A 15,014-nucleotide genomic window follows, 5' to 3' on the forward strand; every position below is an offset into this window, starting at 1 on the left:
CTACAGGTCGAGTCCCAGCAGAGCGTTCTCGACCACCTCGGGCAGGCCGGGGTGAATCCAGTACTGACCGCGCGCCATGTCCTGGGCGGACAGGCCGAAGCTCATCGCCTGAATGATGGGCTGAATCAGGGTCGGGGCCTGAGCGCCGATGATGTGCGCGCCGAGGATCTTCCCGGTGCCCTTCTCGGCGATGATCTTGCACAGACCTTCGCTGTCTTCCATCGCCCAGCCGTAGGCGACGTCGCCGTAGTTCTGGACCTTGACCGTGATGTCCAGGCCGGCGTCACGGGCTTGTTCCTCGGTCATGCCCACCTCGGCGATCTGCGGATCGGTGAACACCGCCGCGGGAACGAAACGGTGGTCGTTGGTGCGCAGCGCGGCGGTGTCACCGTTCCATGCGTCGTGCAGCAGGTTGTGCTGGACCACTCGTGCTTCCTGGTTGGCCACATGCTTGAGCTGGTAGGGCGAGGAGACGTCGCCGAGCGCGAACACGCCCTCGGCGGTGGTGCGGCCGAACTCGTCCACCACGATGCGGCCCTCGTCGTCCATGTCGATGCCCGCCGTGTCCAGATCCAGCCGATCGCCGTTCGGCTCGCGGCCCACGGCCACCAGGAACGCGTCCCCGAGAACCTTGGTGCCGTCGGCCAATTCGACGCCGTGCAGGGCGCCCTCGGTGACGGCACGGGTCTCACCGGAGTCGAGATGGACGTCCCATTTGGCGCGGGCCAATTCGGTGAACCGCTTGGAGATGTCGGCGTCCAGTGCGCGTAACAAGGTGTCCTTGCGGGCGACGATCGACACCTTCGAGCCGAGCGCGGAGAACACGTGCGCGAATTCCGCTGCGATGTAACCGGATCCGAGAATCACCAGATGCTCGGGAAGCTCCGGCAGCCGCATCACATCGCTGTTGGTGTGATAGCTGACACCCGAATCGGCGATGGACTGCGGCACCACCGGCCGGGATCCGGCCGCGATGACGACCTGGTCTGCCGTGATGACGGTGCCGGTGCCGGTGTCGATCGTGCGGGGGCCCACGAACCTCGCGTGGCCCTCGAACAATGTGACGTTGGGGCTGCCTTCGGCGCGGTAGCGCTTGCCGCCCTCCGAGATGGGGTCGATGCGGCCGAAGACGCGGTCGACGATGTCCGGCCAGCGCACCGCGTCGACACGCGCGTCGACACCGTATTTGGACGAATCACGCACCGTACGGGCGACTTCGGCGGCGTAGACGAACATCTTCGTCGGGATGCAGCCGACGTTGAGGCAGGTGCCGCCGAATGTCGAGTTCTCTTCCAGAAGTGCGATCTTCTTGTCCTCGAAGCGCGAATCGGCGATGGAGTTGCCCGATCCGGAGCCGATGATCGCGACGTCGAAATGCTCGGTCATGAGATGTGCCCGCTCTCGGTGTGGTCCTTGCCCGACGCGTGGTCGGTGCCCTCGCTTCGATGCAACCACTCGATCCACTCGTCCATTTCCTCGAAGGCCCGCGCGCGCGGCTCCTCGGTGGACAGGAACACGTCGTGGCGGGCTCCCTCGATGGGGACGATGGTGGTGCGGTCGCCCAGGCAGCCGGCCCAGCGGGCGATCTGGCGGACGTCGAGGACGGCGTCTGCGGCGTCGACCGCGGAGCTGTACCGGCGTGAGAAGTGCGTCACCTTCGAGCGCAGGATGAGCGACGGAATGCCGATATCGAGGCCGCGATGCAGTTCGGCGTGACCGTGGCGGACAGCGCGGATCCAGCCGAAGGTGATGGGGAAGCCCGCGAGCGGTTTCCAGTCGAGGTCGTAGTCCCATTCGCCGTTCTCGGAGGCGGCGAGCGAGAGTCCGTAGGTGTCCAGGCCGCTGCCCGGCACCTGCGCCTTGGCTCGGAACCGTCCGATCACGTCGATCGCTGCGGTGCCGACGCTGCGTATCGCCGGTGGACCCTGCAGATCGAACCAGGGGCTGTTGAGCACGACGCCCGACAGGCCGAGGCCGGCCGACCCGCCTTCTCGGCGGTTGAGGCGGTTGAGCCAGAGCGGCAGTACGAGTCCGCCCGTCGAGTGCGCCATGAGCAGCACCGGGGCATCGGCGCGTTCGGCGCGGACCAGGGCGAGAGCCTCGTCGAGCTCGGCGTCGTACATCGCCAGATCGGTCACGAAGTGCGCGGTCTGACCCTCACGGCGCGACCGTCCGCACTTGCGTAGGTCCAGCGCGTAGAAGGCGTAGCCCATCGCGGCGAAGTGTTCGGCGATGTGTCGCTGGAAGAAGTAGTCGGTGAATCCGTGGACGTAGATCACCGCGCGCTCGACGTTCGCGGCACCCGACGGTTGATACCGCACGAGAGTGGCCTCGACCTGCCCCTCGCCGTCCGGATCGTCACCGAGTGGAATGGTCGTCTGTTCGTAGCCGTCGCCGAGGACATCGGGCACCCAGGTAGTCACAGATCACAACTGTAGTGGGCGCCGCGAGCGGCGTCCGAGGAGCACAATCGAGACCGGGTTGACGTGGTGTCCGATGGGGTAGGCCCAGCTAGTAACCTGACCGCACCGGGTGAGTAGCCCCTCTACAACAGAGTTCTTCGGTCGATGCCGCCACCGGCCGAGATCTCGACAGACAAGGAAGTCGATTCTCCAGTGTCCAAAGATGAGCAGGGTAAGCGGATCAAGACCGACGTCGTTCTGGTCGGTGCCGGAATCATGAGCGCCACCCTCGGTGCGCTGCTCCGTCAGCTCGAGCCGAACTGGTCGATCGACGTCTACGAGCGGCTCGACGCGGCCGCAGCCGAGAGCAGCGATGCGTGGAACAACGCGGGCACCGGCCACTCGGCCCTGTGCGAGCTGAACTACACGCCGCAGAACAAGGACGGCAGCGTCGATATCGCCAAGGCGCTCAACGTCAACGAGCAGTTCCAGGTGTCGCGTCAGTTCTGGGCACACGGTATCGAAACCGGTGTTCTCTCCGACGCCAAGAACTTCATCAACCCCATTCCGCACGTGAGCTTCGTGCACGGGGAAGAGAACGTGAAGTACCTCCGAGCGCGGTACGAGGCGCTCGTGGGCAACCCACTGTTCGCAGGCATGGAGTACATCGACTCCAAGGACGAGTTCTCCGCGCGACTGCCGTTGATGGCCAAGGGCCGTGACTTCTCCGACCCGGTGGCGCTGAACTGGGGCCAGGAAGGCACCGACGTCGACTTCGGTGCGCTCACCAAGCAGCTGCTCAACTACCTGTCGTCCGCGGGCGGCACCGTGCACTTCGGGCACGATGTGCGCAACATCACCAAGCAGTCCGACGGCACCTGGGACGTCAAGGTCGCCAACCAGCGCACCGGGGCGAAGAAGACCGTCAACGCCAAGTTCGTGTTCGTCGGCGCAGGCGGCGGCGCACTGCACCTGCTGCAGAAGTCCGGGATCGCGGAGATCAAGGGATTCGGCGGCTTCCCGGTCAGCGGCGAGTGGTTGCGATGCACCGATCCGGCACTGATCGAGCAGCACTCGGCCAAGGTGTACGGCAAGGCGTCGGTCGGCGCTCCGCCGATGTCGGTGCCGCACCTCGACACCCGTGTGATCAACGGCCAGCAGGGTCTGCTGTTCGGCCCGTACGCCGGTTGGTCGCCCAAATTCCTCAAGCAGGGCAAGATCACCGACCTGCCCGGCTCGGTCAAGCCCGGCAACCTGATGTCGATGCTCGGAGTCGGCGTGACCGAACTCGGACTCGTCAAGTACCTGGTCAGTGAGCTGGCTCAGTCGCAGGCGGATCGTGTCGAGACGCTGCGCGAGTTCGCACCCTCGGTACTCGGCGAGAACTGGGAGCTCGTCACCGCGGGTCAGCGCGTGCAGGTGATCCGCAAGAAGGGCCGCGGCGGCGTACTCGAGTTCGGCACGGCCGTGGTCAACGCTGCGGACGGCACGATCGCGGGACTGCTCGGTGCATCGCCCGGCGCATCCACCGCCGTTCCGGCCATGCTGGACGTGCTGCAGCGGTGCTTCGGCGACAAGTACGACGCGTGGCAGCCCAAGCTCAAGGAGATGGTTCCCTCGCTCGGGGTCAAGCTGGCGCAGAACAGCTCTCTGTTCGACGAGGTCTGGGCCTGGACGTCGAAGACGCTGGAACTGGAAAATGCTCGTGAGCTCGCACAGCCCTCGGGTGTGTGATAGCAAAAGGTATGAATACGCAAGCAGCAGCTCTCAAACGATCATGGGCACTAGACCTGTCCAACAGCACGTTGTACGACCTGTTGAAGCTGCGTGTCGAGGTGTTCGTGGTCGAGCAGGCATGCGCTTACCCGGAGTTGGACGGGCGTGACCTGCTGACCGAGACACGACACTTCTGGCTCGAACGGGACGGCGAAGTGGTGTGCACCCTTCGCCTGCTCGAGGAGCACGACGACGGCGAGAAGGCGTTCCGTATCGGCCGGCTCTGCACGCAACGCTCCGCCAGGGGACAGGGCCACACCACGCGAATTCTGCGCGCGGCGCTTGCCGAGGTCGGCTCTGCGCCGTGCCGGATCAACGCGCAGAGCTACCTCGTCGACATGTACGCCAAGCACGGGTTCCTGCCCGACGGCGAGGAAGTTCTCGAGGACGGCATCCCGCACACCCCGATGCGCCGGGGCGGCGGCACCGCCTGGAGCGAGGCCTGACCTCCTGTAGTACTCGACGAATGAATGCCACACCCGGTCCCACCGTGTGTGGCATTCGTTCGTTCGGCGGTAGTGTTCCGTTCGAAGTCGGTCGCGGAGAAGTCCTGTGTCAATCAGGCGCGGTCCCGCCACTGTGTTCAGGAGACTCTTCGATCGGAAGATTCCCCTGTCAGCCAGATCGCCGCCCGGCTTCGTGTATCTCGACCGAACGTCCGGCGCGGAACTCCGGGCACGAAGGGAATTGGCTGTGCAGCGAAATGGGAGTGTTCCCGAACCGGGATATCCGTTCAGTGCGATCGTCGGTCAGGATCAGCTGAGGTTGTCGCTGATTCTGTGCGCCGTACACCCAGGTATCGGCGGCGTACTGGTTCGAGGAGAAAAGGGCACCGCGAAATCGACGGTGGTGCGCGCGCTCGCGACCCTACTGCCCGCCGTGGACGACGAGGACGGGTCGCGCCCGGCGAAACTCGTCGAACTTCCGGTGGGGGCAACCGAGGACCGAGTGGTGGGGTCCATCGACCTCGAGAAGGTTCTGCGCGACGGCGAACGTGCGTTTCAACCCGGTCTCCTCGCGGCCGCGCACCGTGGTGTGCTCTACGTCGACGAAGTGAACCTGCTGCACGATCATCTGGTCGACGTGCTGCTGGACGCGGCCGCGATGGGCCGGGTACACGTCGAGCGTGACGGTGTATCTCATTCTCATCCTGCACAATTCGTGCTCGTCGGCACGATGAATCCCGAGGAGGGCGAGCTACGTCCGCAGCTGCTCGACCGGTTCGGTCTGGCAGTGGAGGTGACGGCATCACGGGACGTGGACGTCCGCATGAACGTCGTCCGCCGGCGGATGAACTACGAGCGTGATCCGCACGCGTTCGCCGCAGAATTCCGCAACGACGACATCGCCGTGGCCGAGCAGATTCTGGCCGCCCGGAAGATTCTCGACGATGTGGTGTTGAGCGACAAGGAACTTCGTCGTATCGCCGCGCTGTGTGCCTCCTTCGACGTCGACGGTATGCGCGCCGATCTGGTGCTGGCGCGTACCGCGTCCGCGCACGCCGCCTGGCGAGGAGCGAGCGAGGTGGCCGAGGAGGACGTGCGAATCGCCGCCGAACTGGCTCTGCCGCACCGGCGTCGGCGCGACCCCTTCGACGAGCCGGGAATCGACGACAAGCAGTTGGACGACGCCATGCGCGACGCTGCGGAACAGGCCGAGCAACAACCCGACCCGGAACCCGATCCCGACGGCGGGGGAGCGCCCGAGCCCGAGGCCCCCGACGATGGGTCCCAGTCCCAGTCCCAGTCCCAGTCCCAGTCCCAGTCCCAGTCCTCCGACTCCGAGTCCTCCGATTCACGCGACGAGTCGAAGCAACCACCGCCGTCCTCGGGTGCCGGCAGCGAGAAGCAGGCGGGCACGCCGGGAGCACAGTTCAGAGCGCGGTTGCTCGAGGTTCCAGGAGTGGGCGAGGGCGCGCCCGGCCGACGGTCGCGGTCGCGGTCCTCGCACGGACGGTCGGTACGGCCCACTGTCGAGCCAGGCAGAGGTCTGCACCTGGTGGGCACCCTCTTCGCCGCGGCCGAGCAGCAGGTCGTACGCGGCCGCACCGCCGGCCGGTTGAAGCTAGAGCCCGCGGACCTGCGGGGCGCGATCAAGGAGGGGCGTGAAGGCAACCTGATCGTCTTCGTCGTCGACGCCTCGGGATCGATGGCTGCGCGAGATCGGCTCTCCGCGGTGACCGGTGCGGTGCTGTCGCTGCTGCGCGATGCGTATCAGCGCCGCGACAAGGTTGCCGTGATCACCGTGCGCGGCACGCAAGCCGAGACCGTACTGCCACCGACGTCGTCGGTGGACGTGGCCGTCACTCGATTGCGGAAGATGAAGACCGGCGGTAGGTCGCCACTGGCGCAGGGATTTCTGCAAGCGCGTGAACTCGTTCTGCGAGAGCGTGTTCGAGATCCGCTGCGCCGCGCTCTGCTGGTCGCGCTCACCGACGGACGGGCCACCGGCGGTACCGATCCGGTCGGCCGGGCCCGCATTGCCGCCCGGCGCATCGCGTCGGACAAGATCGCCTCCGTCGTGGTGGACTGTGAATCGGGAATGGTCCGCCTCGGACTCGCTGCCGATTTCGCGGCGTGCCTCGGCGGTGGCTACGTGGCCCTCGCGGACCTGTCGGCCGAGCAGGTCGCCGCTGTCGTTCGCGCAGCGGCGTAGGAGTACGCGATGCCTCAGGGCGTACCGGCTCCCGGAACCGTTCCGCAGGACGGCCTCACGACGCGTCAGCGCCGCAATCTGCCCGTGCTCGCGGTGCACACCGGACCGGGCAAGGGCAAATCGACGGCCGCATTCGGGATGGCGTTGCGGGCCTGGAATCAAGGATTCGACGTCGGAGTGTTCCAGTTCGTCAAGAGCGCCAAGTGGAAGGTCGGGGAGGAAGCGGCGTTTCGCACACTCGGCGACCTGCACGAGAGCACCGGGGTCGGCGGAGCCGTCGAATGGCACAAGATGGGCGAGGGGTGGTCGTGGACCCGCAAGAAGGGCAGCGACGTCGACCACGCCGAGGCCGCGGCCGAGGGCTGGCGGGAGATCGCCCGGCGGATCGAGCAGGAGTCACACCGCTTCTACGTGTTGGACGAGTTCACCTACCCGCTCAAGTGGGGTTGGGTCGACGTCGCGGAGGTGGTCGAGGTTCTGACCCATCGACCGGGCAACCAACACGTCGTCATCACTGGACGGGATGCGCCCCATGAGCTGATCGAGGCCGCGGATCTCGTGACCGAGATGGCAAAGGTCAAGCACCCGATGGATGCCGGCCGCAAAGGACAGCGAGGCATCGAATGGTGACTCCGTCGTGCCCCGCCGTGGTCATTGCGGCCCCCGCGTCGGGCAGCGGAAAGACGACGGTGGCAACCGGGCTGATGGGTGCGCTGCGCAGCGCCGGCCGCACCGTCGCCCCGTTCAAGGTGGGGCCGGACTACATCGACCCCGGTTATCACTCGCTCGCCGCCGGGCTCCCCGGCCGCAACCTCGACGCCGTGATGGTCGGTGCCGACCGCATCGGCCCCTTGTTCCGACACGGCAGTCGAGGCTGCGACATCGCGGTCGTCGAGGGCGTCATGGGACTGTTCGACGGCAAGATCGACATGACCGGCCCGGGGGAGGCGTCTGCCGAGGGATCGACCGCACGGGTGGCCGCGATGCTCGGTGCGCCGGTGATCCTGGTGGTCGACGCCCGCGGGCACAGTCAGTCGCTCGCCGCTGTGCTGCACGGGTTCTCGACGTTCGATGCCAGCGTCCGCATCGGGGGTGTGATTCTCAATCGCGTCGGCAGTCAGCGGCACGAGGACGTGTTAGGTCAAGCGTGCGAACGGGTGGGTGTTCCGGTACTCGGCGCGCTGCCGCGCATGAGCGAACTGGTCGTCCCGTCACGGCACCTGGGGCTGATCACCGCGGTCGAACACGGTGGTGCCGCAACCGATGCCGTGGACGCGATGAGCGCCCTGGTCTCCCGATTCGTCGACATCGAGGCAGTGAGCGCACTGGCTCGATCGTCGGTGACCGCGCCGCAGTGGTCCCCGGAGGACGAGGTACGCACCTGCGAGGGATCGCCCGTGATAGCGGTGGCGGGTGGACCGGCATTCACCTTCGGCTACACCGAACACGTCGAACTGCTCCGCGCGGCCGGGGCCGATGTGGCCGTGTTCGACCCGTTGCGTGACGGATTGCCCACCGGCACAGCAGGAGTCGTACTTCCCGGCGGATTCCCGGAGGAACACGCAGCCGCACTGTCGGCGAACGAGGTGTTGCTCGCCGACATTCGAGCCGCGGCGGCCCAGGGATTACCGATCCACGCGGAATGCGCCGGATTGCTGTATCTGGCAAGGCGATTGGACGGTCATGACATGGCCGGGGTCGTCGATGTGGACGCGGAATTCGGGAACACCCTCACTCTGGGATACCGCGACGCGGTTGCCCTCGAATCGTCGACACTGTTCGACGCGGGTACCCGCGTCACCGGCCACGAGTTCCATCGCACGAAGCTCGTCGTGGGAGTGGAGCCTGCCGGGACGAACCGATCCAGGGACGTGCGCGAGGCGGTGCCGGCCGCCTGGGGCTGGCACAGGCAGAACCCCGACGGCAGAACTGCAGTGCGCGAGGGCTTCGTTCAGGGCGGCGTCCACGCGTCGTATCTGCACACCCACGCCGCAGGCAATCCCGAGTCGATCACCCGATTCGTCTCGGCCGCCGTCGATTACGCGCGCGTGTAAGAGAGGTCGCGAGATGCGGGTGGTCGTCGGAATCGGTGCCCGAGCCGGCGTCGGCTCCGCCGCCGTCGTGGCCGCGATCGCCACGGTGCTGCAACCGGACTGGCGTGTCGAGGCCATCGCCTCGATCGACCGGAAAGCAGAACTGGTGGCGGCGGTGGCGTCGAGCATGGGGGTTCGGGGAGTGACCTACTCGGCGAGGGAACTGTCGACCGTCGTCACGCCGACGACATCGGTTCGGGTGCTCCGCGCCGTCGGAAGTGCCAGCGTCGCCGAGGCGGCGGCATTGCTGGCCGGCGGATCGACGCAGTTGACGGTGCCCAGGTTCGGTTCGGCCGGTGTCACCGTTGCCGTGGTCGAGCTCTGCCTTGACGGTGGACCGGGGGTTCGGGCCATCCTGTAGGTATGACCGAGACGATGACAGCCGTTGCCTACACCCGCTCGCTTCCGATCGACGACCCCGCCAGCCTCACCGATGTGGTCGTCGACGTGCCCGCCGTGCGGCCGCGAGACCTGCTGGTCGAGGTGCGAGCCGTGTCGGTGAACCCGGTCGATGTCAAGGTCCGTGCCGGCAACGATCCGCAGGGCGAGCCGAAGGTGCTCGGGTTCGACGCCGCTGGTGTGGTGCGCGCTGTCGGCGCCGACGTCACCATGTTCGCGCCGGGGGACGAGGTCTACTACGCGGGAGACATCGGCCGACCCGGGACCGACTCGCAGTTCCATGCGGTGGACGAACGCATCGTGGCGAAGAAGCCGACGACCCTCGATTTCGCACAGGCCGCGGCGTTACCGCTGACCGTGATCACCGCATGGGAAGGACTGTTCGACAAGCTCCGCATCACTGCCGAGACCACCGGAACCTTGCTGATGGTCGGTGCCACCGGAGGTGTGGGATCTGTTGTGCTGCAACTACTTCGGACCCTGGTTCCTGGTGTGCGCGCGATCGCGACGGCAGCGGGTGAGGACGCGGTGGAGTGGGTTCGTTCTCTCGGAGCAGCCGAGGTGGTCGATCACCACCGCGATCTTCGCGACGAAGTACGCCGAGTGGCACCGGACGGCATCGACTACGTGTTCACTGCCCATTCCGCCGGCCAGGTCGAGATCTATGCAGACCTGTTGACGCCGTTCGGACAGATAGTGGCGATCGACGATCCCGAGACACTCGACGTTCTCCCGCTGAAGACGAAGGCGATCTCCTGGCACTGGGAATTCATGTTCGCTCGCCCGATGCACGAGACTACGGATCTGATTCGTCAGCACGAGCTACTGACCAGGGTGGCCGAACTCGTCGATGCGGGTTCGGTGCGGACGACCGCGACGACGCTCCTCTCTCCGATCGACGCCGAGCAGCTACGCGAAGCACACCGGTTGCTCGAGACCGGACACGTACGGGGAAAGGTCGTGGTCGCGGCCCGTTCCTGAGGACCGATCCGCGCCACCGACTGGCGAAAGCGGGCCGACGCAGGCAATGTGGATCCAATGACTTCCGACAGCATCGTCCTGCTCGGCCCGATCGTCCGGTACGTCGGCACCGAGACGGCGACCCTGTGGTTCGAGATGGCCGAATCGTCGACGGTTTCCGTGGTCACCGACGCCGGCGTCCGGGGTTCCGAACGTACGTGGGGAGTGCACGGCCACCATTACGCGCTGGTACCGCTCGAAGGACTGCCGGCCAACGCAACGGTGAACTACGAGGTGTTCGTCGACGAGCGTCGCGTGTGGCCCCCGGAAGGTCGGACGGCGGCCATCCACACCGTCGACGCCGAGGGACCCGTCACGTTGGCCTTCGGGTCGTGTCGGCGCGGTGACAACTACAGCGACGAATCCTTGAAGCAGATCGGGGCCGACGCCTTGGCCGGGCTGGGCAACGCGCTGATCGAGCAGGATCCGAGTCGATGGCCGCAGGCGCTGCTGCTCCTCGGTGACCAGGTCTACGCCGACGACCCGTCCCCGGAGATCGTCGAACGACTCCAGGCGCGCCGAAGCTCGGGCGAGGGACCGCAGAGCGCCATCGGTACCGACGCGGAGAACGAGATCTGCGATTTCGAGGAGTACTCCTGGCTGTACCGGGAATCGTGGGGACTCGAGCCGGTACGGACTCTGATGGCGAGCATCCCGTCGTGCATGATCCTCGACGACCACGATCTGCGCGACGACTGGAACTCGTCGGCCTCCTGGCGTCGGGACATCGTGACACGGCCGTGGTGGAACGATCGCGTGGTCGGCGCGTACTCGTCCTACTGGGTGTACCAGCACCTGGGCAACCTCTCGCCCAAGGAGCTGGCGCAGGACGAGATGTACGCCGCAGTTCGGTCTGCCGACACCGATGCCGAGCGGGAGAAGCTGTTGGCCGACTTCGCGTTACGTGTCGACCGCAGGCCCGAGACCGGACGATGGAGCTTCTACCGAGATTTCGGCGACACGCGGTTGATCATGATCGACTCGCGGTGCTCACGGAATCTGGATCCGAACAACAGAGAGATGGTCGACGAGAAGGAGTGGGCGTGGGTACGCGAGCGCGCACTCGAGAAGACCCCGCGACATCTGCTGTTCGGGTCGTCGTTGCCCTACCTCATGCTGCCCGCCCTGCACTACCTCGAACAGTGGAACGAGGCCGTGGCACAGGGCAGTTGGGGGTCGATGTCGGCCAAGGTGGCCGAGAAGATGCGGATCGGCCTCGACCTCGAACACTGGGCGGCCTTCACCAACTCCTTCAACGACATGGCGGCGTTGACGCGTGAGCTCTCTCGCGGCGAGAACACACCCGCCTCGATCATGTGGCTCTCGGGCGACGTGCACTGCTCGTACGTGGCGAACGCGGACTTCGGGGTCGGCGGGCGCGAGGTACCGGCCACGTATCAGCTGACCATGTCGCCGTTCCGCAATCCGCTCGATCTGCCGATTCGCGCCGTCAACAAGCTGGCCATCAAACGTCCCGCTGCCCGCATTCTGTCGAAGCTGGCGCGGGCGGCACACGTGGGCCCGTCCGGTGTCGAGTGGGAGGCCGAGGCGGGCCCCTGGTTCGACAACGGTGTCATGTTGCTGACCCTGCACGGCGACTCGGCTCGGTTGCGGGTGCACCACGCGCACGTCGACGATGCGGGCAAACAGGTGCTCACCGAGACGTCGGTCCTGGCCCTCGCCTAGCGGACGAGTAAACGATTGGCCATCGCCGGGCCGATGAGGTTGGCTGGTTCGTTGTGGCCCACCTCGAACTGAACGACATCGTCTACTTCCTGCCCGACGGACGGCAGCTGCTCAACGGTGTCGGGTTTCGCGTCGGCGACGGTGCCAAGACGGCGTTGATCGGTCCCAACGGAACCGGCAAGACGACACTGACGCGGATCATCGCGGGGGACGAGACCCCCGACGAAGGATCGGTGTCGAGCTCGGGCTCGCTCGGGGTGATGCGGCAATTCGTCGGTCAGCTGCGAGACGACTCGACCGTTCGTGATCTGCTGCTGTCGGTTGCGTCGCCGGCCGTGCAGACGGCCGCTGCGGCCCTCGACGCCGCCGAGAACACGATGATCGAGGTCGACGACGAGAAGACCCAGATGAAATACGCGCAGGCCCTCTCGGATTGGGGTGACGTCGGCGGTTACGACCTCGAACCGTTCTGGGACAAGGTCACCACTGCTGCACTCGGAATGCCGTTCGACCGCGCGAAGTGGCGCGCTGCGTCGACCCTCAGTGGCGGCGAGCAGAAGCGTCTCGTGCTCGAGGCTCTGTTCGCCGGCTCGGACAATCTGCTCCTTCTCGACGAGCCGGACAACTACCTCGATGTGCCGGGCAAGCGCTGGCTCGAAGCGACCATTCGCGACTCCGACAAGTCCGTCCTGTTCATCAGCCACGACCGGGAACTCATCGCCAACGCCGCGAACCGGATCGTGACGCTGGAACCGGGCGTCAGCGGTGCCACCTCGTGGGTGCACGGCGGCGGGTTCGCGACCTACCACGCCGCGCGTGAGGACCGGAATGCTCGGCTCGACGAACTGCGACGGCGGTGGGACGAGGAACTGGTCAAACTTCGGGCGCTGGTGCTGCGTCTGCGAGAGAAGGCCAAGTTCAACGACGGTGTCGCTGCTCGGTACCACGCGTCGCAGACTCGGTTGGCCAAGTTCGAGGAGGCCGGGCCGCCCGAGGCGGTGCCGCTGAAGCAGCACGTCACCGTTCGGCTGCGTGGCGGCCGAACAGCCAAGCGCGCGTTGGTGTGTACGGCGCTGGAACTGACCGGACTGATGAAGCCCTTCGACACCGAGATCTGGTACGGCGACCGCGTTGCGGTGTTGGGCTCCAACGGTTCCGGTAAATCGCATTTCCTCAGGTTGCTGGCCAACGGTGGCACCGATCCCGAGAAGGAGCACGAGCCGGTTCAGGAACTGGCACTCGATCCGGTTCCGCACACCGGCACCGCGGTGCTCGGCGCTCGCGTCCGGCCCGGTCTGTTCGCGCAGACCCACACTCGTCCGGATCTCGCGGGCAACACGCTGCTCGACATCTTGCACATGGGCAACGAACATCGTGACGGTATGGGCCGCGAGGCCGCAGGACGGGCATTGGACCGCTACGGTCTGGCCCGAGCCGCCGAGCAGTCCTACGACAACCTCTCCGGCGGCCAACAGGCGCGCGTGCAGATTCTGCTGCTCGAACTGTCCGGTGCCACCCTGTTGCTGCTGGACGAGCCGACCGACAACCTCGACCTCATGTCCGCCGATGCACTCGAAGACGCGATCGCCGCGTTCGACGGCACCGTCATCGCCGTGACGCACGACCGGTGGTTCGCCCGCAGCTTCGACCGTTTCCTCGTGTTCGGCAGCACCGGTCAGGCCTACGAATCCGACGAGCCCGTATGGGACGAAAAGCGGGTGCAGCGCGCGCGGTAGCGTTTCCTCTCGTGAACGCGACTGACTCTCCCTATCTGGTCGGCCTCAATCTGGAAGGTCGACGCGTCGTCGTGGTCGGTGGCGGCACCGTCGCGCAGCGTCGATTGCCACTGCTCATCTCCTGCGGCGCTGCGGTGCACGTCATCACGCGCGAGGCCACACCGGCAGTCGAGGCGATGGCGACCTTCGGACAGGTGACGATGGAGTTGCGTGACTATCGAGAGGGCGACCTCGCCGACGCCTGGTACGCCGTCGCCTGCACCGACGAGGCCGAGACCAACATCGCGATCGTCGCCGAGGCCACCGCGTCCAGGATCTTCTGCGTGAGAGCCGATATCGCCAAGGACGGCACCGCCGTCACCCCGGCGTCGGCCGAATGGGACGGGCTGACCCTCGGTGTCCTCGCCGGCGGTGAGCACCGTCGATCGGCCGCGGTGCGCAATGCCGTGATCGACGCTCTGCAGTCCGGTGTGGTCGCCGATTCGGCGCATGCGCCGTTGACCGGCGTGGCACTGGTGGGTGGGGGACCGGGCGATCCGGACCTCATCACCGTCCGCGGCCGCAGGTTGCTCGCCTACGCCGACGTCGTGGTGGCCGATCGGCTCGCACCGCCCGAGCTGCTCGCCGAATTGGGTCCCCACGTGGAGGTCATCGACGCCTCGAAGATTCCGTACGGCCGCGCGATGGCGCAGGAGGCCATCAACCAGGCGCTGATCGACGGCGCGAAGGCAGGCAAGTTCGTCGTCCGGCTCAAGGGCGGCGACCCCTACGTGTTCGGTCGGGGATACGAAGAACTCGAAGCGCTCGCCGCCGAGGGAATCCCGGTCACGGTGGTGCCCGGAATCACCAGCGCCATCTCGGTGCCCTCGTCCGCCGGGATTCCGGTGACGCACCGCGCCGTCACCCACGAGTTCGTCGTCGTCAGCGGACACGTGGCACCCGACCATCCCGATTCGCTCGTCGACTGGAATGCGCTGGCCAAGCTCAAGGGCACCATCGTGCTGCTGATGGCCGTCGAACGCATCGGTCTGTTCGCCGACGTTCTCATCGCCGGTGGTCGGCCGTCCGACACCCCGGTGATCGTCGTTCAGGAAGGCACCATGCGCACCCAGCGCGAAGTGCGCGCCACTCTGAGCACCGTCGCCGATGCTGTTCGCGACGCGGAGATCAGGCCTCCGGCCATCGTGGTCATCGGAACCGTTGCCGGTTTCTCTGTACACGCCGGTAACGTGAACGCCCGTGCCTGA

12 protein-coding genes are annotated in these 15,014 nt (G+C 66.4%); 10 read left to right on the forward strand and 2 right to left on the reverse strand.

The genetic code is table 11. The annotated features are described in order from the left end of the window. Positions 1-1,386, reverse strand: coding sequence for a mycothione reductase (gene mtr, locus CH274_RS07015; protein ID WP_094631772.1), 1,386 nt, complete (start codon positions 1,384-1,386; stop codon positions 1-3). Further along, the gene (locus tag CH274_RS07020) at positions 1,383-2,423 is read right to left on the reverse strand and encodes an alpha/beta hydrolase (RefSeq protein ID WP_032397821.1); all 1,041 of its coding nucleotides are present in this window, start codon (positions 2,421-2,423) and stop codon (positions 1,383-1,385) included. Before CH274_RS07020 ends, mtr begins: the two co-directional genes overlap by 4 nt. Before the next feature lie 144 nt (positions 2,424-2,567). On the opposite strand from CH274_RS07020, the gene mqo reads away from it, so the two are divergent. From mqo to cobA, 10 genes are all read left to right on the forward strand, one after another. Beyond that, the gene (mqo, locus tag CH274_RS07025; RefSeq protein ID WP_256993493.1) at positions 2,568-4,136 is read left to right on the forward strand and encodes a malate dehydrogenase (quinone); all 1,569 of its coding nucleotides are present in this window, start codon (positions 2,568-2,570) and stop codon (positions 4,134-4,136) included. An 11-nt stretch (positions 4,137-4,147) separates the two neighbouring features. Next, positions 4,148-4,624: a GNAT family N-acetyltransferase gene (locus tag CH274_RS07030; RefSeq protein ID WP_027496727.1), complete on the forward strand. Its 477-nt coding sequence runs from the start codon at positions 4,148-4,150 to the stop codon at positions 4,622-4,624. Positions 4,625-4,865: 241 nt separating this feature from the next. Then, positions 4,866-6,833 (forward strand): magnesium chelatase subunit D family protein, encoded by a 1,968-nt coding sequence (locus CH274_RS07035; protein WP_094657254.1) that lies wholly within the window; start codon positions 4,866-4,868, stop codon positions 6,831-6,833. Positions 6,834-6,842: 9 nt separating this feature from the next. Then, the gene (cobO, locus tag CH274_RS07040) at positions 6,843-7,463 is read left to right on the forward strand and encodes a cob(I)yrinic acid a,c-diamide adenosyltransferase (RefSeq protein ID WP_032397822.1); all 621 of its coding nucleotides are present in this window, start codon (positions 6,843-6,845) and stop codon (positions 7,461-7,463) included. Beyond that, positions 7,457-8,887, forward strand: a complete 1,431-nt coding sequence (locus CH274_RS07045; protein ID WP_179275655.1) for a cobyrinate a,c-diamide synthase — start codon at positions 7,457-7,459, stop codon at positions 8,885-8,887. Before cobO ends, CH274_RS07045 begins: the two co-directional genes overlap by 7 nt. Before the next feature lie 13 nt (positions 8,888-8,900). Continuing rightward, on the forward strand, positions 8,901-9,287 hold the full coding sequence (locus tag CH274_RS07050; RefSeq protein WP_045195548.1) for a cobalamin biosynthesis protein: 387 nt from the start codon (positions 8,901-8,903) through the stop codon (positions 9,285-9,287). A 2-nt stretch (positions 9,288-9,289) separates the two neighbouring features. After that, the gene (locus CH274_RS07055; RefSeq protein WP_094657023.1) at positions 9,290-10,306 is read left to right on the forward strand and encodes a zinc-binding alcohol dehydrogenase family protein; all 1,017 of its coding nucleotides are present in this window, start codon (positions 9,290-9,292) and stop codon (positions 10,304-10,306) included. Positions 10,307-10,363: 57 nt separating this feature from the next. After that, positions 10,364-12,031, forward strand: coding sequence for a DUF7800 domain-containing protein (locus CH274_RS07060; protein ID WP_032397825.1), 1,668 nt, complete (start codon positions 10,364-10,366; stop codon positions 12,029-12,031). A gap of 53 nt (positions 12,032-12,084) precedes the next feature. Continuing rightward, the gene (locus CH274_RS07065) at positions 12,085-13,767 is read left to right on the forward strand and encodes an ATP-binding cassette domain-containing protein (protein ID WP_045195543.1); all 1,683 of its coding nucleotides are present in this window, start codon (positions 12,085-12,087) and stop codon (positions 13,765-13,767) included. Further along, positions 13,734-15,014 carry a uroporphyrinogen-III C-methyltransferase gene (gene cobA, locus CH274_RS07070; RefSeq protein ID WP_094657024.1) on the forward strand — a complete coding sequence of 427 codons (1,281 nt, stop codon included), beginning with the start codon at positions 13,734-13,736 and terminating at the stop codon, positions 15,012-15,014. The genes CH274_RS07065 and cobA overlap by 34 nt, the downstream gene beginning before the upstream one ends.

The sequence above is a fragment of the Rhodococcus sp. 06-418-5 genome (assembly GCF_002258285.1).
In the GTDB taxonomy this organism is placed as follows: domain Bacteria; phylum Actinomycetota; class Actinomycetes; order Mycobacteriales; family Mycobacteriaceae; genus Rhodococcoides.